General features: G+C 60.4%; 18 protein-coding genes. 11 read left to right on the top strand and 7 right to left on the bottom strand.

Features of this window, described 5'->3' with window-relative positions; genetic code table 11:
* Window positions 1-13: 13 nt before the first annotated feature.
* Together mddA and AC0J41_RS14360 are read left to right on the top strand one after the other, a co-directional pair.
* Window positions 14-817, top strand: a complete 804-nt coding sequence (gene mddA, locus AC0J41_RS14355) for a methanethiol S-methyltransferase (RefSeq protein WP_473012785.1) — start codon at window positions 14-16, stop codon at window positions 815-817.
* Window positions 818-939: 122 nt separating this feature from the next.
* Window positions 940-3,321 carry a DUF3772 domain-containing protein gene (locus tag AC0J41_RS14360; protein WP_473012786.1) on the top strand — a complete coding sequence of 794 codons (2,382 nt, stop codon included), beginning with the start codon at window positions 940-942 and terminating at the stop codon, window positions 3,319-3,321.
* Window positions 3,322-3,757: 436 nt separating this feature from the next.
* Here the strand turns inward: AC0J41_RS14360 and AC0J41_RS14365 are convergent, their stop codons facing one another.
* Entirely contained in the window at window positions 3,758-4,150 is a 393-nt protein-coding gene (locus tag AC0J41_RS14365; protein WP_473012787.1) for a GFA family protein, read from the bottom strand.
* 160 nt (window positions 4,151-4,310) lie between these two features.
* On the opposite strand from AC0J41_RS14365, the gene AC0J41_RS14370 reads away from it, so the two are divergent.
* The 4 genes from AC0J41_RS14370 (at window position 4,311) to AC0J41_RS14385 (ending at window position 7,447) form a co-directional block, all read left to right on the top strand.
* Window positions 4,311-4,979 carry a class I SAM-dependent methyltransferase gene (locus AC0J41_RS14370; protein WP_473012788.1) on the top strand — a complete coding sequence of 223 codons (669 nt, stop codon included), beginning with the start codon at window positions 4,311-4,313 and terminating at the stop codon, window positions 4,977-4,979.
* Between the two features lie 219 nt (window positions 4,980-5,198).
* Window positions 5,199-5,702 carry a VOC family protein gene (locus tag AC0J41_RS14375; RefSeq protein WP_473012789.1) on the top strand — a complete coding sequence of 168 codons (504 nt, stop codon included), beginning with the start codon at window positions 5,199-5,201 and terminating at the stop codon, window positions 5,700-5,702.
* A gap of 35 nt (window positions 5,703-5,737) precedes the next feature.
* The gene (locus AC0J41_RS14380) at window positions 5,738-6,571 is read left to right on the top strand and encodes a helix-turn-helix transcriptional regulator (protein ID WP_473012790.1); all 834 of its coding nucleotides are present in this window, start codon (window positions 5,738-5,740) and stop codon (window positions 6,569-6,571) included.
* Between the two features lie 60 nt (window positions 6,572-6,631).
* Window positions 6,632-7,447 carry a type 1 glutamine amidotransferase domain-containing protein gene (locus tag AC0J41_RS14385; RefSeq protein WP_473012791.1) on the top strand — a complete coding sequence of 272 codons (816 nt, stop codon included), beginning with the start codon at window positions 6,632-6,634 and terminating at the stop codon, window positions 7,445-7,447.
* Here AC0J41_RS14385 and AC0J41_RS14390 read toward each other — a convergent pair.
* Window positions 7,398-7,985 carry a LysE family translocator gene (locus tag AC0J41_RS14390; protein WP_473012792.1) on the bottom strand — a complete coding sequence of 196 codons (588 nt, stop codon included), beginning with the start codon at window positions 7,983-7,985 and terminating at the stop codon, window positions 7,398-7,400. The two genes, AC0J41_RS14385 and AC0J41_RS14390, sit on opposite strands and share 50 nt — an antisense overlap.
* Window positions 7,986-8,274: 289 nt before the next feature.
* Here AC0J41_RS14390 and AC0J41_RS14395 point away from each other — a divergent pair, with 289 nt between their 5' ends.
* Window positions 8,275-11,964 (top strand): hypothetical protein, encoded by a 3,690-nt coding sequence (locus AC0J41_RS14395; RefSeq protein WP_473012793.1) that lies wholly within the window; start codon window positions 8,275-8,277, stop codon window positions 11,962-11,964.
* A 38-nt stretch (window positions 11,965-12,002) separates the two neighbouring features.
* Here AC0J41_RS14395 and AC0J41_RS14400 read toward each other — a convergent pair whose 3' ends face one another.
* On the bottom strand, window positions 12,003-14,249 hold the full coding sequence (locus AC0J41_RS14400; RefSeq protein WP_473012794.1) for an ATP-binding protein: 2,247 nt from the start codon (window positions 14,247-14,249) through the stop codon (window positions 12,003-12,005).
* Window positions 14,246-14,860, bottom strand: a complete 615-nt coding sequence (locus AC0J41_RS14405) for a biliverdin-producing heme oxygenase (protein ID WP_473012795.1) — start codon at window positions 14,858-14,860, stop codon at window positions 14,246-14,248. The genes AC0J41_RS14400 and AC0J41_RS14405 overlap by 4 nt, the downstream gene beginning before the upstream one ends.
* A 276-nt stretch (window positions 14,861-15,136) precedes the next feature.
* Between AC0J41_RS14405 and AC0J41_RS14410 the strand changes: the two genes are divergently transcribed.
* Window positions 15,137-15,757: a LysE family translocator gene (locus AC0J41_RS14410; protein WP_473012796.1), complete on the top strand. Its 621-nt coding sequence runs from the start codon at window positions 15,137-15,139 to the stop codon at window positions 15,755-15,757.
* On the opposite strand, the gene AC0J41_RS14415 is transcribed toward AC0J41_RS14410, so the two are convergent.
* Window positions 15,754-16,167 carry a VOC family protein gene (locus AC0J41_RS14415; protein ID WP_473012797.1) on the bottom strand — a complete coding sequence of 138 codons (414 nt, stop codon included), beginning with the start codon at window positions 16,165-16,167 and terminating at the stop codon, window positions 15,754-15,756. The two genes, AC0J41_RS14410 and AC0J41_RS14415, sit on opposite strands and share 4 nt — an antisense overlap.
* A gap of 108 nt (window positions 16,168-16,275) precedes the next feature.
* Between AC0J41_RS14415 and AC0J41_RS14420 the strand changes: the two genes are divergently transcribed.
* From AC0J41_RS14420 to AC0J41_RS14430, 3 genes are read left to right on the top strand one after another with little or no spacing between them, the layout of a single operon-like run.
* Window positions 16,276-17,358, top strand: a complete 1,083-nt coding sequence (locus AC0J41_RS14420; protein WP_473012798.1) for a bifunctional transcriptional activator/DNA repair enzyme AdaA — start codon at window positions 16,276-16,278, stop codon at window positions 17,356-17,358.
* Window positions 17,359-17,388: 30 nt separating this feature from the next.
* Complete coding sequence (locus AC0J41_RS14425) at window positions 17,389-18,186, top strand: isocitrate lyase/PEP mutase family protein (protein WP_473012799.1); 798 nt, start codon at window positions 17,389-17,391, stop codon at window positions 18,184-18,186.
* Window positions 18,187-18,188: 2 nt separating this feature from the next.
* Entirely contained in the window at window positions 18,189-18,836 is a 648-nt protein-coding gene (locus AC0J41_RS14430) for a DNA-3-methyladenine glycosylase family protein (RefSeq protein WP_473012800.1), read from the top strand.
* Between the two features lie 11 nt (window positions 18,837-18,847).
* Here AC0J41_RS14430 and AC0J41_RS14435 read toward each other — a convergent pair whose 3' ends face one another.
* Both AC0J41_RS14435 and aguA read right to left on the bottom strand, forming a co-directional pair.
* The gene (locus AC0J41_RS14435; protein WP_473016005.1) at window positions 18,848-19,945 is read right to left on the bottom strand and encodes an extracellular solute-binding protein; all 1,098 of its coding nucleotides are present in this window, start codon (window positions 19,943-19,945) and stop codon (window positions 18,848-18,850) included.
* Window positions 19,946-19,947: 2 nt separating this feature from the next.
* The gene (gene aguA, locus AC0J41_RS14440; protein ID WP_025111474.1) at window positions 19,948-21,069 is read right to left on the bottom strand and encodes an agmatine deiminase; all 1,122 of its coding nucleotides are present in this window, start codon (window positions 21,067-21,069) and stop codon (window positions 19,948-19,950) included.
* Window positions 21,070-21,122 lie beyond the last annotated feature (53 nt).

Here is a 21,122-nt window from a genome sequence, read left to right on the forward strand (position 1 = left end):
CGAGGCATGGATCATGAATACCCCTTCGCCAACACCCCAGCGATCAACTCGCCGGGCCACTCACCTGCTCTATCTGCTATACAGCCTGACGAGCTATCTGCTGTTTCTCCTCACCACCCTGTACCTGATCGGTTTTCTGGGCAGATTGCTGGTGCCCAGGCACATCGACTCGGGGCCGCAGCACGCTCTCGTGGTTTCGATAGTTGTCGATATCCTGCTCATCACCCTGTTCGGCGTTCAGCACAGCGTCATGGCCAGAAAAGGCTTCAAGGCCAGACTCGCCCGGGTAATCCCCGCCCCGATCGAGCGCGCCACTTACGTGTTATGCAGCAGCCTGGTGCTGGTGCTGCTGTTGTACGCCTGGCGACCGATCGCCACACCGGTCTGGGACGTTACGTCGACAGTGACCGGCGCCCTGCTCTCGGGCCTGTTCTGGCTCGGCTGGGGGCTGGTGTTACTGGCGACGTTTCTGATCAGCCACTTCGAACTGTTTGGTCTGAAGCAGGCCATTCGGGCCTTTCAGGATGCTCAGCCGCGATCTTCGCAGTTCCTCACGCCATCGCTTTACAAGGTTGTCAGGCACCCGATGTACCTGGGCTTTCTGATTGCCTTCTGGGCGACGCCGGTGATGAGCGTCGGGCATCTGCTGTTCGCCCTGACCAGTAGCGTGTACATCCTGATCGGCGCGCATCTGGAAGAGAAAGATCTGGTCAGCGCTTTCGGCCGCCAATACCTGGAGTATCAGCAACGCGTCGGCATGTTGCTGCCGTTTCGCAAGGCATCGCGGGCGACCAATAATCCGAAAAGCCCCCCTTAGCCGGACGCACACAGGCCGCGGCTGATGTACCGGCCAGCCCTGCTCGCCTGAAATTTTTCTCGGCTGCCGGTTCGATCACCTAACCTCATAGCGTGTGTGATCAACGAGAACCGGCCCTACTCATGCGCAACGCCTTGAAGTCATTGTTTTTTGTGACGCTGATCCTGCTTGCCCCGGGTGGTTCGGCGCTGTGGGCGGCAGAAATACTGACGCCATCGATGACCACCACGGTACCGCTGGTGGAAGTCTCGCAAAGTGATCTGCAAGCTCTGCAACTGCGCCTCGACGGCTTGAAGCAGCAGATTTCCGCTGCCAACAATTACAACCAGCTCGAAGGCCCGCAGGACCGGGTGCAGACGTTCATCCTGGATGTCGACCGGTTGTCCGCGTCGTTGTTGCCACAGCAGGCGCAACTGGCGGTGCAACTGGGTGTGCTCGGTGCCGCGCCGGATACGCAGATCGCCGCTGAACAAGTCGATATCGCCGCGCAACGGGCGACACTCAGTGAGCAAAAGACCAGGGTCGATACCACGCTCAAGAGTCTCGCTACGCTCAAACAAAGCGCTGCCGACCTGATCACGCAAATCGCCGGCATCCGGCGCACGCTGCTCGAAAGTGAACTGACGCTGCGAACCGACAGCATCCTGAGTCCGGACTTCTGGTCACCTCTGGTTTCGCCGGAACCGGACGACCGGCAACGGCTGGATTTTTTCATCGATCAGGTGAACAGCGCCTGGGCCATGGTCTGGGCGCCCGGACAGCGTTTTTTCACCTGCGTGCTGGTGCTGTTGGCGGCCGTGTTCTGGACTGCCGGACGCCGCCTTGCCGAGCGTGGGCTGACCTGGCTGTGCATCCACCGCATGCCTGAAGGTCGCCTGCGCCGTAGCGCACTGGCGTTCGCCTCGGCCCTGGCGACCGTGGGCACCACGGCCATTGCCCTGCACCTGCTGTTTTATGCCTGCACCCGCCACGAGCCGTTGCCGCCGATGCTTTCGACTTTTTCCGAGGAGTTCGAGAAAGCCGTTTATGCCTGCGTGATGATCACCGCGCTGAGCCGCGCGCTGCTGTCGACACAGCATCCCTCCTGGCGTCTGCCGGCAATTGCCGATGCCGTCGCGCTGACACTGAAGCCCTTCCCGCGGATTCTCGCCGCGACCCTGTTGGTGCTGGTGACGCTGGTGCAAGTGAGCAACGCCACCGGCATGAGCAGTCAGATCGTGATCGCCCAGCGCGGGGTGATCGCGATTGTAGTGATCGCGGTTCTGGTGCCGATGCTGTTGCGCACTGGCAAGGTTCGCAAGGCGTTGATTACCGCCAATGACCCGGCAGCGGGCAGCACGTTTGCCGGGGTGATCTACAGCATTGCCACGGTGTCGATGTGCGTGTCGGCGCTGGCCCTGCTCACCGGCTATGTGTCGCTGGCACGGTTCATCACCTATGAACTGGTGTGGGCCTATATCGTGCTGTCGGGGTTCTATCTGCTGATCCAGGTGGTCAAGGACGCCTGCGAATACCTGTTCTCGCCGCGCTATTCGGCGGGCAAGGCGATCAAGCAGACCCTGGGCTTGGGCGACCGGCGCCTGGAGCAGATCTCGATCGTGCTGTCCGGCGTCAGCCGTGCCGGGTTGTTGTTGCTGGCGGTGATCACGCTGTTCGTCGGCGGCATCGGCACCACGCTCGGCCAACTGACCACCAACATCATGGGCATCCTCGGCGGCGCCGGATTGCGCAAGCTAAACATCGTGCCCGGCCATCTGATCAATGCGGTGCTGGCGTTGCTGATCGGCATCTACCTGATCCGCGCCCTGCGCCGCTGGCTCGACCACGAGTTCCTGCCCAAGACCGACATGGACCCGGGCATGTGCGCGTCGCTCAGCACGCTGTTTTCCAACATCGGTTATGCCGCGGTCATCCTGCTGACCCTGTCGTCACTGGGTGTGCGCTGGACCAACCTCGCGTGGATCGTCAGCGCGCTGTCGGTGGGGATCGGCTTCGGCCTGCAGGAGATCGTCAAGAACTTCGTGTCCGGGCTGATCCTGCTCACCGAGCGCCCGGTGAAGGTCGGCGACCTGATCAGCATCAGCGGCGTCGAGGGCGACATCCGCCGGATCAATGTGCGGGCTACGGAGATCCAGCTCAGCGACCGCTCCATCGTCATCGTGCCTAACTCTCAACTGATCTCGCAGAACCTGCGCAACGTCACCCTCGGCGGCAGTGCCCAAGGGGTAGCGAGCCTGGAGCTGATGTTCCCGCTGGACATCGACCCTGAGCAGGTCAAGGAACTGTTGCTGAACACCTACCGGGAAAACGAGAACATCCTCGACAAACCGGCCTCCTACGTGCGCTTCAGCAAACTGTCGCCAGAGGGCATTACCCTGACGGTGACGGGCTACGTCGGCAGCCCGCGGATCGTCGGCGGGACCAAGAGTGATCTGCTGTTCGAGATTCTCAAGCGGTTGGGCGATGCCGGCATTGCGCTGGCGAAACCACCGACGAGTCCCTGACAGACCATCAAAACCTGTGGCAGCGGGCTTGCTCGCGAAGGCAACTTGTCAGTTGATACTGAGCTGACTGAACCACCGCTTTCGCGAGCAGGCTCGCTCCCACATTTGTCTGCGGCGTACACACAAATAACCCTGTGGGGCCGGGCTTGCTGGCGAAGGCAATTTGTCAGTTGATACTGGGCTGACTGAACCACCGCTTTCGCGAGCAGGCTCACTCCCACATTTGTCTGCGGCGTACACACAAATATCCACCCCACACAAAACCCTGTGGGAGCCAGCCTGCTGGCGAAGGCAATTTGTCAGTTGATACTGGGCTGACTGAACCAGCGCTTTCGCGAGCAGGCTCACTCCTACATGCGGTGCACACACAAATATCCAAGCCACACAAAACCCTGTGGGAGCGGGCTTGCTCGCGAAGGCTGGTTTTGGGCTGCCATTATTCTTCTGTTCGGCCCGTGCTTTCACGGTCACGTTCGTAGTGGTGAGCCAGCGGCAGCACCGGTAGCCACGCCTCGCGACGGACAGTCCAGAGTTCATAAGTGGGTTTGAACTGGTTCGGCTCATCAAACGAGCCGACATTCACCTCAACTTCATCACCCGAACGCCCCAGCACGGGTGACCCACAGCGCGGGCAGAATACTCGCCCTTGATATTCCCCGGTGTTGCCGCTGACGGTCACCGCACTTTCGGGGAATATCGCCGACGCATGAAACAGCGCGCCGTGATGTTTACGGCAATCGAGGCAGTGACAGAGGCCGACGCGGTAAGGTTGCCCGGTTGCCTCGAAACGTACATTGCCGCACAGGCAACCGCCGATGAATTGATCCATGTCGCACCTCCTCTGATTGCTTATGTCTTCAGTGTCTGAACGCAACACTGCGCACGCGTTTAAATTACATGAATCATTGCGGCAAAATCCGTCCCCCACCCCGCGCGCTGCTTTGCGCAGTCCATACTGCATTCCTCATCCCCACATTTCGGACACTGACATGCCCTCCCCCGAAGCCACCCTTCTGCAGAGCTGGCACATCAACGCTGACGCCTGGATCGAGGTGATCCGCAGCGGTGCCATCGAAAGCCGCCGGCAGGTCACCGATCAGGCGATCCTGCTGGCAATCATGGGCCGTCAGCCGGAACGTGTGCTCGACTTGGGTTGCGGCGAAGGCTGGTTGTTACGGACGCTGGCCGATCGGGGCATTGATGCGACAGGAGTGGATGGCGATACGACGCTGGTCGAGGCGGCACGCGCGGCAGGGTCGGCCAAGGTACAGGTCGCCAGTTACGAAGAGCTGGTTGACGCCAAGGTCGATGTCGGCCGCGATTTCGAGCTGATCTGCGCGAACTTCTCGCTGCTGCATCAGGACATCATTGCGCTGCTCACGGCGATGAATGCATTACTCGTCCCCGGCGGCGCCTTGATCATCCAGACGCTGCACCCGTGGACGGTTGCAGCAGGCGACTATCAGGACGGCTGGCGTGAAGAATCCTTCACCGGGTTCAAGGGCCAGTGGCAGCCGATGCCGTGGTACTTCCGCACGCTGTCGAGTTGGCTGAATGCCCTGGACATCGCGGGATTCAGGCTGATAGGCCTGCAGGAACCGCAGCATCCGCAAAGCGCGGTGCCGCAGTCGTTGCTGATGATCGCCGAATCGCGCTGACTCGGCAGCTCGAGCCCTTTGTAGGAGTGAGCCTGCTCGCGATGGCGCTGGGTCAGGCGACGCCCATGCAGGCTGTGCCGACGCCATCGCGAGCAGGCTCACTCCTCTACAAGGGGTTTGACTTCAATTGTTCGAATTGTCGATCTACGGCACCGCCAGTCGACCAAGGACTGACTACGCTGTTAATCCTGCGTGTCTAACCTGCCGAGGATGACTGCCATGCAACGCTTTCAAAAAATCACGCCGTGCCTGTGGTTCAACGATCAGGCCGAAGCGGCGGCGAAGTTCTACTGCTCGATCTTCGATCACTCGAAAATCACCGGCCTGACCCACTACAGCAAGGTCGGTCAGGAATTTCACGGTAAACCGGAGGGCGCGGTGATGACCGTCAGTTTCGAGCTCGACGGCCAGAGCTTCACTGGCCTCAATGGCGGGCCGATGTTCAAGTTCAGCGAGGCGATCTCGTTTCAGGTCAATTGCCAGAATCAGGAAGAAGTCGACCACTTCTGGGGCAACCTGTCTGCCGGCGGCCCGGTCGAGGCCCAGCAATGCGGCTGGCTCAAGGACAAGTTCGGGGTATCGTGGCAGATCGTGCCGGTGGCGTTCATGCACATGATGCTAGACGCCGACACCAGCAAGTCACAGCGGGCGATGCAGGCCATGTTCAAAATGAAAAAACTCGACATCGCCGAACTGGAGCGGGCCTTTGCCGGCCAGAACTAATACACTCCGGGACTGGCTTGCCGGGAACAATAACGATGAAACACGCTGCCGCCAAGAACCCTGAAAAAGCCCCGCGCTTCTGGCGCGATGACGCCCTGCCGTTTATCGAAGCGCGGGCCATCGCTGATGGCCGTGAGGTCTGCTACGCCCGGCATTCCCATGCGCATTTCTCGATTGGCGCAATCACCGCCGGGCGTAGCATTTATGTGCATGAACACGCGCAGTTCGAGGTCGCGGCCGGCACCGTGGTGCTGATGAATCCGGGTGACGTGCATGCCTGCAACCCGATCGATGACCAGCCGTGGTCGTACCTGATGCTGTATGTGGAGACGCCTTGGCTGACGGATTTGCAGCATCAACTGGGATTCAGTGCCGAACTCGCGTTTCGCCGATTCTCCACCACCCACTTGAATGACCCGCGACTGTTCCGGGACCTGCAAGGGCTTTACGACACGCTGGTCGATGAGCAGCAGGATGCGCTGCGCAAACAGAGCGCAGCGGTCGAGTTTTTCAGCGATCTGCAAGGGCACCTGAACCCGGCGGAACGACCGTTGCGCGAGCCGAATTTCAAGCTCGAACGCGCCGCCGACTTCATCCGCGAACGCTGCACTGCCCTGCTGAGCCTGGACGACATCTGCACGGCGGCGCAGTTGTCGCCGTCCTACCTGATCCGCGCGTTCAAGCTGCATTACGGCATGACCCCGCATGCCTTTTTGGTCAACCAACGCATCCAGTTCGCCCGCGAACGCCTGCGCAACGGGCAATTGATCGCCGATGTGGCGCTTGAAGCGGGGTTCGCCGATCAGGCGCATTTTCAGCGGGCATTCAAACAGCACCTGGCCGCCACTCCGGGTCAATATCGCGGCTGACAGCCAAAACCGGCTACGCTGCAGATCAACCACCCGCCCTGGCCTGGGAGTTTGCCCTGGATGATCCTGATTCTTTTACCGTCCGCCGATTACGACCCGACTGAAAGCAGCGTGCCGTGGCAGGCGCTGCGCGACGCGGGCATCGAGGCACGCTTTGCCACGCCGCAAGGCCTGGCTGCCTACGCCGACCCACGGCTGGTGAGCACCGGGTTCGGGCCACTGAACCCCATGCTGATGACACGCAAGGCCGATCTGCACAGTTACGCGCAGATGATCGACAGCCCGTCGTTCCTTCAGCCCCTGGCGTACGCTGATGTCGACTCGACGCAGTTCGACGGTTTGCTGATCCCCGGTGGTCATGCCAAAGGCATGCGCAGCCTGCTGGAATCGGCGCAGGCACGAGACATCGCCCTGCAGTTTTTCAACGCACAAAAACCCGTGGCGGCGGTGTGTCATGGCGTGCTGTTGCTGGCCCGCACCCTCGACCCCGACACCGGACGTTCGATACTGTTCGGGCGCAAAGTCACGGCATTGCTGGGCTCGACCATGGAGCTTCCGGCCTGGCTGATGACGGCAGTCTGGCTCGGGCGCTACTACCGCACTTACAAGCAGACCGTCGAGGCAGAGGTCACCGCGGCGCTGTCGCACAAGGCCGATTTTGTACGTGGCCCGCTCATCGCCAAGCGCGATAGTGCACAAGCGCCGCAAACCGGGTTTGTGGTGCGCGACGGCCAACTGCTCACGGCTCGCTGGCCCGGTGATTGTCACCGATTCGCCGCAGAGTGGGTGGCCATGCTGCAAAGCAGATACGCCGAATACCCAGGATTCAAGGCAGCAGCAGATACCCTGCACTCACCGCCAGCAGCAACGCCATGAGCCGATTGAACAGACGCATCCCCGTCGGATTGCCCAGATACCCGCGCAAAAACGTCCCGGCATACACCCAGCAACCCACCGACAGATAGCAGATCACCAGATACACCGCCGCAAACTGCCAGACCAGTCGCGCCTCGCCATCGGCCACAAATGCGCCCATCCCCGCCACGCAGGCCAGCCAGGCTTTGGGGTTGAGCCATTGCATCACGGCGCCATAGAGCATCGTCGGTGCACATCCCACTTCCCCGGTACTCAACTGTCCATCATCAATCGCCAGTTTCCAGGCCATGAACAACAGAAACGCGACCCCGGCCAGTTGCACCACACGGGCCAGTGACGGCCACAGTGTCAGGACTTCATGCAGCCCAAGGCCCATCAGTACCAGCAATAGCACAAAGCCCAACGTCGCCCCGGCCACATGCCGTTGACTGGCCCGGAAGCCGAACCGCGCACCGGAACTCAGCGCGACGATATTGACCGGCCCCGGAGTGATGGACGCCACCAGGGCAAATGCGGCCATTGAAACAATCAGACTCATCGCACACCTGCTTCAAAACGAGGAACAAGATGACCACGGTAGCGAGTAGCGCGCCTGCGATATTGCACAAAATTACCCTGACACAATCTCCTTCGCCTCCACTATTGCGCATCCGGCCCGCGCACCTGAAAACGTCCCGACTCAATAACGATTAAAACAACCCACTCAAACACAGCCTGAAACCAATCACGCAAGTCAAAAGAACATAGAGATGGATATAGTTCCCACCCGGACATCAACTTCTACCGGATTCAAATAGAACTCTCTAAACCACGGACGGACTTCGGCAATGAAAATCCCCGCAAATCTTTTTCCCGGCGCACCCTTATCCGCACATCAACTAGAGCGCCGCGCAGCAGCCGAAACAATCAGAACCACACTGGACGCGCTGAAGAAACTTAAAGCATCTGACCCTTATCGCTACCCCACCAATCTTATTGATCTAAAACAACTGGTCGTATCGATTACCGAAGAAAGCCAGTTCTACGCCTCTCAGCTTTCGGCGCATATTGTGCTGCGTCAGTTAGTCCGACAACCGCCGTTCACTGCCATTGTCAGAGCCTTAAACTTGACCAGCGACAATTGGACTCTGATCAGCGAAGAAGGGTTGATCTTTCAGGTTTATGAAGTTGAAAAGCGGGGCGGCATTTTTCTCGAATTCATCAACATTACAGAACAGGTCCGCGCCGACGCTTCGCTCAAGACCGATGCCGAACTGGTGGCAAAAAATGCGTTTCTGACCGGCGCAATCGTTTCTTCCAGCAACCGCGTGCCACTGCTCAACTGGTTACAGTTCCAGCAATTGAGTATGCCGAAGACGATCGACGAAGCGCACAACCTGATCGCACTGCTCGAGCTGACATTACCCTCTGCGCCGACACACGGTAACTACTGGGGCGTCTGTGGTGAAACCGGCGAAACGAAGCTCGTTATCGACGACGATGACCATTCGCAGATCTATCAAACCATCTACAAGCTGCTGCAACGCGGTGATACACGCCGAGAGCCGCTGATCAACTACTTGACCAACGCGTTACTTAAAAAAGAGACGGCGACGTTTCTGCGTGAATATCCGGAACAAAGCTGGACGCTGTTGATCGAGACAGACGAAGCCAAGGCATTCGCGCAATCCTGCCTTGATGCATTGGACCTGCCGCTACCAGCCAGCGCATCGCCCATCAGTACAGAACAACGCAGCCGTCTTTTGATTGCCGCATTGATGCTGGACTTTTCATTGGGCCGCGCCGACAAAAACCAGAGTTTTATCGCGCATAACATCTACACATCGAGCCATGTTCACGCCAACGCCTATGAGATCCGCAAGGCCCTGCAACAGTTGCTCACCAGGCACGGAGTCAATGAGCCTGCCGTACCGCTGGCAACCCAGCTGATTCTTGCCGGGCTCGCACCGGAGTGTCTGGTCAGGGCTCCGGCGGCACTGCAGCTTGGCACACCCGGCTGGGTGATGTTGCGCAAATCAGTATTGCTGGCCGAGAGCGTTGCCCCCGGACTTTCCCGTCAGATGTCCTATGAAAAACTGCTTGAGCTTGGGGCAATTACGCCAGTCAGCACTCAACAAGAGATGCTGCACGACTGGGCAAACCTGCACGCAATCAGGGACTGGGCGACCCTTAATGAAGTCAACCCGGTCAACGCCGATGTACTTCCGACACAGGAAATCATCAAGCAGGCCGCCATTCACTACAACGCACACATAGAGGCCGTAACAACAGCGCTCGACGTGATCGCCACCCCACCCGTCAGTCGGCGGAAGTGGGCAATTGATGTACTGAATGAAACTAGCTGCCCACCGCTGACGCAAGTAGAGTTGCCTCGCGATCGCCGTTACAAAAGCCAGTACCATTCCGTGCTGGATATCTACATGACGCGTGATTTATTACGTCGACAGGAATACGACACCAGAACGGGCAAGAGCATCTACAAAAGATCCCCAAGCCTGTTAGCGCTGGAGCCGATCGACACCCTCTATACAACCAAGGTAAAAGAGCACTTCGAGAAATATAAATCTGCAATCGCTACGGTTTCACGGCTGGCGTTGTCGCGCCTTCCCCTGCGAGACCGATTGGCGATCGAGCACGGTGAGCTGGCTATTTATCATGTGCGCAATACAACGCCGCGCGCAGGATTAGGAAGCAACAATCCACCGCGCGATGCCGCCAATACAGGAAGTTTTGGCGTGGTGATTCTATGCCGACTCGGCACGCAAATAAGCGGTTATGAATTATTCCCGTTACAGGGCATATGCCGCCGCAATCCAGAACTGGCTAAAGCCTACACGCAAGGCCGGACTCTCGATATTGGTGGGTGGTACACCGTCGGCCCTAATGGTGATGACGACCCTTTCAAGTCTTTGACCTTTCTGAATAACGCCGTTGTCGATATGGACGAGTATTTCAAAGGAAGCGAGCAAAGGGATGAAGAAGAATATAAAACAACGGGGGTCTTGCTCGAGCGCTTTGCTGAACTTGAAAGCCTGCCTGATAGACCTCCGTACCTTCGCAGCCCGCTGCAAAGTTTCCACTCCGAACGTTTCAACATGATTGGAGAGAAGGTTGCCGAGCATAATCCACCCACCACTTACGATCAGTTTTATGCCACGGGCTACGACAAAACCAAACTCCAAGAGAGGCTCGATCAAAACGACAACATCGTGGATACCATTCTTAATGTCATCATTCCGTTCAAACAGTGCATCGAAGGCATCGTTTCGGGAGACCGAGAGCGTCACAGCGAGACTGTATTCAGCTGTGTCATGGACCTTACCGCCATCCTCTTTGTCTTTGCCGGAGCGGTCGGCCCCTTCAGTAAAGCGCTGGCCAGCAGCTCAAAGCTGCTGAATCTGAGCAAGGTCGGCTCACGATTTTTGTTATCGGCGTTCAATCCGCTTGATGGCGTGCCAACACTGGCCTACGGAGGAGCCAAACTGGTTGGCAAAGGAGCGATGAAACTGAGTCACTTCGGCCATTCCGTGACCAAGGCTGGTGCAGGCCAACTGCGTGCGTTGACCGCAACAACCAGTGGCTCGTATGACCTGGTCAGGGCGCTGAACAAGACTGGCGTCGCCGCCGATATTCGCATGACGCTGCCGACAGTGGCTCACGCCCGGGCGCTGTTCAACGATGATGCGCTGGAAACGGTCGAACACATCGTCGCACGACTGAGTGGCGAGGCGGTTTCCGTCCCCAAAGGCACGTCCTCGGCAGAACTGCAGCATCTGTTCAACAATGCGACGAGAGAAGCGACTCAGTCCTCGAAAGGTTTCCGAGACCTGGAGTCATTGATCGGCCATGCCGCAGCGAACGACGTACTGATCACCTTCACAAAAAGCAAAGGCCCTCAGTTCAACGGCACCAAGTTCACTACAAACGCGGGTGACTATTCCGACACACTTGGCTTCCTGGCCGAGCTCGAAACAAAGAAAATCAACTACCTCAAGAGTCATCAGCAAAGCGTCTTGAAGCTGGATCTGGGCAAGCCGCCCTACACCGACGTAATGCCGGAGTCTGCTTTCAACCCCCGGGGTTTCACCGACCATGCACAGAGGGCCGGAGCCTGGATGGTCAAGGGCTCGACCTCCGATAACGAACTGGAACACATCGTTGCGATCTTGCGTGAATACACGGGCAACAACAAATCCCTGACCGACGCGGCCGTGGTCAAAGAGATCCACAGCCGACTGGTTCCTCAACTGGCAGGGACTGTGCGTGAGGCCGGGGCGCCCTCAAAATATGGCAGCAGCGTCAGTGGTTATGCCTTGTTGGAGCAACATCTGAAGCAACTGGATGCCGCCCATGATCACTTCGACAAGCACTTGCTGGCAGCCATTGCAGGTTTTCAGGGCTTCGGCGATGGCAATGGCCGCACCGCCAGCGCGGTGTACGCGATCAGCCAGCTACGCAACCACCGATTTACACCGATGCCGAAACACGTATTCATATTGTTGAGTGACCTGGGTTGACCCCGGGTCCGTGCCCCGTTCGCCGGGGCACGGACTATTCATCGGTTTTCAACACTCACCGGCACGGTGAACCGAAACTCGGTGCCCTTTCCCGGCTCGCTGCTGGCCTCGATCCGCCCGCCATGGGCTTCAACGATGCCCTGAGTGATGTACAAACCCAGCCCGGTTCCGGTCGGATTGCCCTCCTTCACCGTCCAGTAGCGGTCAAACACATGCGCCAGGTTTTCCTTGGGAATGCCTTCGCCGGTATCACGCACGGTGAACACGATTTCGTGACCCACCGACTTCGCCAGCACGCCCACCGAGCCCCTGTGTGGCGTGAACTTGATCGCGTTGCCGATCAGGTTCGACAGCACCTGAAACAGACGCTCCGGATCGGCATGGATTTTCAGATCGGCGTCGGCTTCAAACGAGATGCTGATGTCCTTGTCCAGCGCCAGCGGCCCGAGCAGCGCCTGGGTCTCCTCGAACATCTGCCCGACATCCAGAGTCTGCGGTGCGATGCTGTAGCGCCCGGCGTCGATTTTCGAGGTATCGAGCAGGTCTTCGAGCAGCGTGTTCATGCGCCCGGCCGCTTGCTGCATGGTGTCGATGGCTGTGGAAATCCGCCGTGAGGTATGCGGGCCGTCGGAGCTGAAGGCTTTCTGCATCATGCCGCAGAGCATCGAAATCACCGTCATCGGGTTGCGCAGGTCGTGGGAGACCACCGCCACCAGCTCGTCCCGTGCTCGCACCGCCTCCTGCTCGCGGCGCACTTGCCGGGCCAGATCGTTTTCCAGGGCCGAGCGGCGCAGGTCATTGGCGGCAAACCGGTCACCGTGGCTCCATTTGGTGGAGATTCCGGCCATCTCGACTTTCCAGATTTCGAATGACGTGCGCGGGCGCAGCCGCAGGCCGGCGTCGGAGTTTTCCAGATCCAGCGGTTTGCGCGGATCGCCGCTCCAATTGATGTTCTCTTTCACTTCCGGGCGGAACCACAGCACACCGTTGTCCACCGGTTTGGGCAGGCTCATCGCAAGGACGCCGCTGGCCACTTGCTGAAACTGCGCGGCGGGCGGGTACACACTGGCCAGGTGATGACTGGCGAACACCGCCTCGCCGCTGTCCTGCAACCAGCGGTGCAAGGCGCGGATGTCATCCGGCTCCGGGCAGTTGCCGTAACGGTGCAACTGCTTGTCTTCGATGATCGCGATACCTCCCGCCCCGGCCAGCGCCATCAGCACTTGCGGCTGCTGCGCCAGACCGTCGAAAACGTTTTGCGGCGAATCGATCATTGCCTGATTGAGCAGCGCCAGCGCCTCAACCTTTTCTTCACGCTGACGGCTGATTTCCAGCGCTTCCATGGCGCTGATCTGCAGCGACAATACCTGGCCGATGGTCTGACAGGCGCTGCGCAGCTCATGCGGCACGTGCAGCGGCTGGCGGTTACCGCAACTGATCAGACCCCACAATTTGTCGCCCTTGAGCAGGGAAATGCTCATCGACGACAGCACGCCCATGTTCTTCATGTACTGACAGTGGATCGGCGAGACGCTGCGCAGCGTGGCGAAACTCAGGTCCAGCGCGGTCTGGGTGTCAGGACGCAGCTTGGGCACCAGCGGCACCGGCTGGTAATCGGCGTTGGGGATGATCCGCAGCCAGTTGGTGCGATACAGCTCACGCGCCTGCTCGGGGATGTCAGAGGCCGGGAAGAACAGACCATTGAACACTTCCATCGACGGGTCGGACGCCTCGGCAATCACCTGGCCGTGCCCCTCCTCTTCGAATCGGTAGATCAGCACCCGGTCGTAACCGGTCATCGCCTGGATTTCCTTGACGCTGATGTCGTACAGCGCCTGCAACGTGGTCGCCGCTTGCAGACGCTGGAGCATGCGCCCCAGGTGGGTCTGGTTGCCGGCGACGTTACGCGGCTGGAAGTTCTCGACGTGGATTTCCAGTTCCAGAATCAACACGCCCTGATGGCGGTGCAGCAGGCCTTCGAACGCGGTGCCGTTGAGGTGAAAATGCAGCGGTCCCGCGTCGGAGAATGACGCTTGCTGCATGGCTGCGCGCACGGCAGCGGCATGCACGTCACCGAGCAGACTGTGCAGCGGCTGGCCGATCAGTTGTTCTGCCGGGCGCGCCAGCAAGGACTCGACGTTGGCGCTGATCTGAATGATTTCCAGAGCAGGCTCGCTCAGGGTCAGCAACAGGCCATGGGGCTGGATCGCGCCGGGAAAGCGGATCGGTTCGTCGGCGCAGTTGGCCAGCAGTTCTTCAAAGGCTTCTTGGTCTTGCGGGGTCATGCCAGTACCTCCCGGCTTTCGAGCCAGCGCTCGAAACAGCTGAATGTGGTTTGAGCCGCGGCGACAACAGCCGCGCGCTCGTCGACGTCCATCGGGCACGCGCCCAGGTATTCAATGAAATCGCGCCAGCGGCGGCCGGTGGCGGCGCCGTAAACGTCGAGAAAGGCTGCACCGTTGTCGGCGTCCAGACCCAGGCGCGTGGCGATTTCGCGGCGCAGGATCTGCCCGCCCAGCGTCGCGCCTTCGAGCACGTACAACACGCCCAGGCACGCCGCACCGGAATCGATGACCGGCAATTGGCGACAGATCGGCAAGCGTTCCAGCCCCTGGGTCGACTCGCCCATGTTGTGCAGATCGCGTTGCAGGGTTGGGGTCTTGAGTCGCGGGGCGAAATCGAAATCGGCGGGAATGCAGGCGCTGTCGAGCAAGGCGGTTTCCAGTGGCTGGTAAAACCCGTAATAGGCCTGCATCAACCGGTGGAAGGCGTTCGCATCGAGCTGATCGGAGAAAAAAGGAAGGCGTTTTTCCAGTGCGATGTGCAGTTCGGCAGTGCCGGCCCGCAGATCTTGCAGCACTGGTGGCACATAAACATCACGAGCCTTTGATTGCATGTGTTTCGCTCTTGGTGGGGCCGCCTGGGGCCTTGCAGGGTTGGTATGGCAGAGGGCGAAGTTATCACGGCCTCCGCCCATGCTGACTGGGCAGGCAATTTTTTTCTGCCGCAGCCACCCCCTTCGAGTCTTTCTGAGTGGCCGTGGCAGCGTAAAGTTCGACCGGGTTGATCAACGAGCATCGACGCTGTACCGCGACAGCGTCGCTTGACTGTACGGGGCGCTACGCCCGGGGGCTGTGATAAAAATGCGCATCCACGTTTCTGGAGTGCCACCATGGACCTCGCCACGCTCACACTGTTTCTCCCGGCCTGTTTCGCCCTGAACATGGCCCCCGGCCCGAACAACCTGCTGTCGGTGAGCAATGCCACCCGTTATGGTTATCGACGTGCCTGCGCGGCCGGTATCGGGCGGATTCTGGCGTTCGCCGGGATGATCGCCCTCGCTGGCGCGGGACTGTCGGTGGTGCTGCGGACCTCGGAATGGCTGTTCCATGCGATCAAGATCATCGGCGCGGCGTATTTGTTGTACCTGGCATGGCAACTGTGGCGGGCCAATCCCGATGCCGAGCAGCAGGTAACAGGCACCTCGGTTGGCTTTTTCCGCCTGGCGCGCCAGGAGTTTCTGGTGGCGGCGGGTAATCCGAAAGCGATCCTGCTGTTCACCGCGTTTCTGCCGCAATTCGTCGACCCGAGCCGTCCGGTGCCGGCGCAATTCGCCGTGCTCGGCGCGCTGTTCCTGCTGCTGGAATGGATCGCCATCGGCGCCTACGCCTGGATGGGCCTGCACATGCGCCGCTGGTTCGCCGAACCGCGCGGCAAACGCATCTTCAACCGTTGCTGCGCGGGACTGCTGTCGGCGGCGGCTTCGGTGCTGCTGATGGCGAAACGGGCTTAAGCCTCGGACGGGCCTTTGAGTTCGACCTGATTGCCGTCCGGGTCGAAGCAGTACAGCGACAGACCATAGCCCTCGGCGCCAAAACGTCTGGCGGCTTTTTCGACGCTCAGGCCGTGCGCCTGCAAGTGTTTGGTCAGCGCCGGTTCATCGAACGGTTCGATGCGCAGGCAGAAGTGATCGACGTTGCGCCGCTCGGCACCGGCCGCCCCGCCGCCCTTGCGCCCCAACTCACCCTGCAAGTCGACAAGATCGATCATCGAACTGCCGGCACGCAGGTGCACCAGCCCCAGTTTCTCGTTGTGCCTGACCACTTCGGCACCGAATACCTGGCCGTAAAAATCGATACTGCGCTGCAGCTCCGCGACGCGCAGGACGATGTGGTCGATACGTTGGATGATGAACGGTTGCATGGGGTTGCTTCCTCAAATCGGCGACCCGCTGATTGTGGTGCAGAATCAAAAAAATTCATTGTCGATTTTTCGGTGGAGCCATCGAAATCCTGGATTTAAGCTTTGGCCATGAACATACAAACCGCAATCCTGCCGCCCCACGCCGAGATGGTTCGCGCCATGCTCGAACGCGACACCGCCTATGAGGGGGTGTTTTTCACGGCCGTGAAAACCACCGGGATCTTCTGCCGCCCCAGTTGCACGGCGCGCAAGCCGAAACCGGAAAACGTCGAATTCTTCGCCCATGCCGATGAATGCCTGACGGCCGGCTATCGCGCTTGCCTGCGCTGCAAACCGCTGGACGCCGCCGCGATTGCCCCCGAATGGGTGAAGCGCCTGCTGACCGCCGTCGATGCGGACCCGGAGCTGCGTTGGAGCGACGCTCAGTTGCTGGCCGCAGGCATCGAGCCGCTGAAGCTGCGGCGCTGGTTCAAGCAGCATTTCGGCATGACTTTCCACGCCTGGCTGCGCACCCGCCGGCTGGGCATGGCGCTGGGCGGAATCCGCCAAGGTACGTCGATTGACCATGCGGCGTTTGATTCCGGCTACGAATCGCTCAGCGGTTTTCGCGATGCGTTCCAGAAGTCGTTCCACATCACCCCGGGCCGGGCGGCCAACAGTGAACCGCTACTGTTCACCCGTCTGACCACGCCGTTGGGGCCGATGATCGCCATGGCCGAACATCGCGGGCTGGTATTGCTGGAGTTTCTCGATCGCCCGGCACTGACCCGCGAGATCGATGAGCTGCAGACCCGCCACGGCTACGTGGTCGCACCTGGGCACAACGCCCATCTGCAGCAGATCGAGCAGCAACTGAACGAATATTTTGCCGGTACGCGCAGCGTGTTCAGCGTACCCTTGCACCTGCCCGGCAGCGAGTTCGCGCGGCAAGTCTGGCGCGAACTGCTGAACATCCCTTATGGCCGCACCAGCACCTACGGCAGTGTCGCCGCACGCCTGGGCAAACCCGGCGCCAGTCGTGCGGTGGGGCTGGCCAACGGGCACAATCGCCTGGCGATCGTGGTGCCGTGCCATCGGGTGATCGGTGCGGATGGCTCGCTGACCGGCTATGGTGGTGGGCAGCCGCGCAAGGCGTTTCTGCTGCGGCTGGAAAACGCCGCCGTGCAGCTCACGCAGCCACTGGCTTTCTGACCACGGCACAACATAAGAGAAGGGATTTCGATGAGCACACTCGACACACAGTTTCACCAGCTGCACCAGGATGGCCTGCTGATCCTGACCAACGTCGCCGATGCCACCGGTGCGCGACTGGTCGAGCACGCGGGCGGCAAAGCGGTCGCCACCAGCAGCGCGGCGGTGGCCTGGGCCCATGGTTATCCGGACGGCAATACCCTGCCCCTCGAACGCTTGATGTCCACCGTGGAGTCCATCGCCCGGGTGATCAAGGTGCCGCTGAGCGTGGACATCGAAGCCGGTTATTCCGATGACCTGGGGCGCGTGGCCGAGGTCATCGATGCGGTGTTGGCCGCCGGTGCGGTCGGGATCAATATCGAGGACGGCAGCGGCGCACCGGAGCTGTTGGCGCGCAAGATCGAAGTGGCGCGGCAAGTCGCTCAGAAGCGTGATGTGAAGCTGTTCATCAACGCCCGCACCGACGTTTACCTAAAAGGCCTGGTCCCGGCGCAAGACCGCGTCGCTGAAACCCTGCGGCGCTCGGCGCTGTACCAGGCGGCCGGGGCCGATGGTTTGTTCGCGGCCGGCGTCACCGCTGCCTATGAAATCGAGGCGATCTGCAAAGGCACATCGTTGCCGGTCAATGTCCTGGGGTTCGCCTGCCTGCCCTCGCCCGAGGAGCTTCAGGCCCTGGGTGTGCGCCGTTTGAGCGCCGGCTCCGGCATCGCCGAGTTCCTCTATGGCGCAATGGATACCCTGGTGAAAAGTTTCCTTGCCAGCGGCAAGCTCGACACCCATGCGCTCAAGGCGCTGACCTACGGCGAAGTCAACGGTCTGCTGAAATAAGCATGGCCGAGCGTTATCAAGCGGCCCGCAAACATCTGGCCGCACTCGACGAGGACTGGCAGCGGCACATCAGCGCTGTCGGCCCCTGCCTGCATCAACCGCACCCGGCGCGTGATCCTTACGAGTCGCTGGTGCGGGCGATTGCCTATCAGCAACTGCACGCCAAGGCCGGCGACGCGATTGTCGGGCGTCTGGTGGCGTTGTTTCCCGGGCAGACGTTCCCCCGACCTGCGCAGATTCTGGCGGCGGGCTTCGATCAACTGCGCGGCTGTGGCTTCTCGGCGGGCAAGATTGCGACGATTCAGGGCATCGCCCAGGCGAGCCTGGACGGCGTGGTGCCAGATTATCCCACCGCGCTGGCGATGGACGACGAGGCGTTGATCGAGCGTCTCGTCAGCCTGCGCGGGGTTGGCCGCTGGACTGTGGAGATGCTGCTGATTTACAGCCTGGAGCGCATGGATATCCTGCCGGCGGACGACTTCGGCGTGCGCGAGGGTTATCGCCGGTTGAAGGGGCTGGAAGTGCAACCGACGCGCAAGCAGATGATCGAAATCGGCCTGACGTGGAGCCCGTACCGGACGGTGGCAGCGTGGTATTTGTGGCGCGTGGCAAAACCGTTGCCCTCACCCTCCATGAGAGGGCTGGGGTGAGGGTTGGCTTTTCACAGACCTGATTTCAACTTGCTGAACGCCCGAATCAACGCCCGGTTGAACACCTTGCCATTGTCATTCTTGCTGTACAGCGAAGCCCACACCGCCTCTGACGGGTACGTCCCAGGATCATTGCGGATCGATGCATCCACCAAACCGTCCGCCGCCGTGATCGCGTTGGCGTAGTGAATGGTGTCGGTGATCGGCGCGATCACCTCGGGGGTCATCAGGTAATCCATCAACGCCAGCCCGGCCTGGGGATGCGGTGCATCCTTGGGAATGACCATGGCGTCAAACCAGATCAGCGTGCCTTCTTTCGGGATGCGGTAACTGAGCTTGAACGGCTTGTTTGCCGCCTGCGCCTGCCCTGCCGCAATCGCCACGTTGCCGTTCCACGACATCGCTACGCAGGTGTTGCCGTTGGCCAGGTCGCTGATGTTCAGGTCATTGTCGAAGTAGCGAATGTACGGGCGGATCTTCGCCAGTTGCTGCTCGGCGAGTTTCAGGTCGTCGAGGCTCTGCCGGTTGATGTCCAGGCCCATGTATTTCATGACCGCCGCGAACACCTCGTTCGGGTCGTTGAGCAGGCTCACCCCGCAATCGGCAAATTTCGATACCACCGCCGGGTCGAACAGCATCGCCCAGCTGTCGGTTGGCGCATTCGGCAGGCGCTGCCGGATCGCGTCTTCCCGATAACCCACCCCGGTGGTGCCCCAGGCGTAGATCCCGGCGTAGCGGTTGCCCGGATCGAACACCGCCATGTGCTGGCGAAACTCTTCACCCACCCCGGCAAAGTGCGGCACCCGTGCCTTGTCCAACGGCTGGATCGCGCCGCTCTCGATGGCCCGCGACAGGTGCTGGCCGGCGGTCAGCACCAGGTCATAGCCACTACGCCCGGTGAGCAGTTTGGTCTCCACGGTTTCCAGCGAATCGAAGTGATCGGCGACCACGTGAATGCCGGTTTTTGCTTCGAAATTCTTCAGCGTATCCGGGGCCAGGTATTCGCCCCAGATGTACAGGTTAACCACCGGTTTGGCCGTGTCGGCGGCCTGCACACACAGGGGTGCAAGCACCAGCAGTAACGCTTGAGTCAGTTTGTGCAGGCCCATCATTACACCCCCTTTTTGTAAGGCGTGCCGGCGTACTGCGGCATGGTGATACACGCGACGTTGCCGCCACCGAGAAGGATTTCCCGGGAGTTTTCAATGCCGACGATCTTGTGCTGCGGGAACAGTTCGGCAAGGGTCGCCAGTGCCACCTGATCGTTGCGATCACCAAACAGCGGCACCACGATCGAGCTGTTGCCGGCGTAGTAGTTGATGTACGACGCACAGATTTTCGTGCCGGCCTGACGGGTGTGGGTGCTGTCCTGCTGATCAAGGCCTTCGGCTTCTTCGGCGGTCCACTCCAGCACGTCCGGTTGCGGCAGCTTGTGCACGATCAACTCGCGACCGCGACTGTCGCGGGTGCTGCGCAGGATGTCGTAGGCCTCCTGATAGATTTCCCACTGCGGGTCGTCGCGGTTGTCGGTCCATTGCAGCACCACTTCGCCGGGACGCACGAAACACGCGAGGTCATCGACATGGCCGTCGGTTTCGTCGAACTTGCAGCCACGTGGCAGCCAGATCACCTGCTCGGCACCGAGGTAATCGGTCAGGCGCCGGGTGACTTCGTCCTTGCCCAGATGCTGGTTGCGATTGCGGTTGAGCAGGCATTGTTCGGTGGTGAGGATGCTGCCCTGGCCGTCGCTCTGGATGCCGCCCAGTTCGGCAATCAGCGGTGCGCGGTAGCGGTCGAAACGCTCGATTTCGAGGATCTTGCTGGCGATCTGATCGTCCTTGTCCCACGGGTAGTAGAGACCGCCGTCCAGGCCACCGTAGGCGTTGAACTCGAAATCGACGCCGCGCACTTCGCCGCGCTCATCGTTGACCACAAAGCAGGGGCCGCTGTCGCGGAACCAGGTGTCGTTGCAGGTCATCTCGACCACGCGTACTTGCGGCGGCAACTGGCGGCGGGCGGTGGCGAATTGCGCGGCCGAAGCGCAGACGGTGACGGGTTCGCTGTGGGAGATCGCCGTGACAATCTGCACCCAGACTTTCTGCGCCGGTTTCGCGCCGTTGCGCCACACGTCGGTGCGCTCCGGCCAGCCGAGCCAGCAGCCGGTCTTGCGTTCGAATTCGCCGGGCAGGCGGAAGCCGTCGCGTTTAGGGGTAGAGTCGAGCAAACGTGCCATGATCAAACCTCGTCTTGGGGATGGGAATGACCACAGGCTACGGTCGCGGACGC

This window comes from Pseudomonas sp. Arb-4-2C (assembly GCF_055755015.1).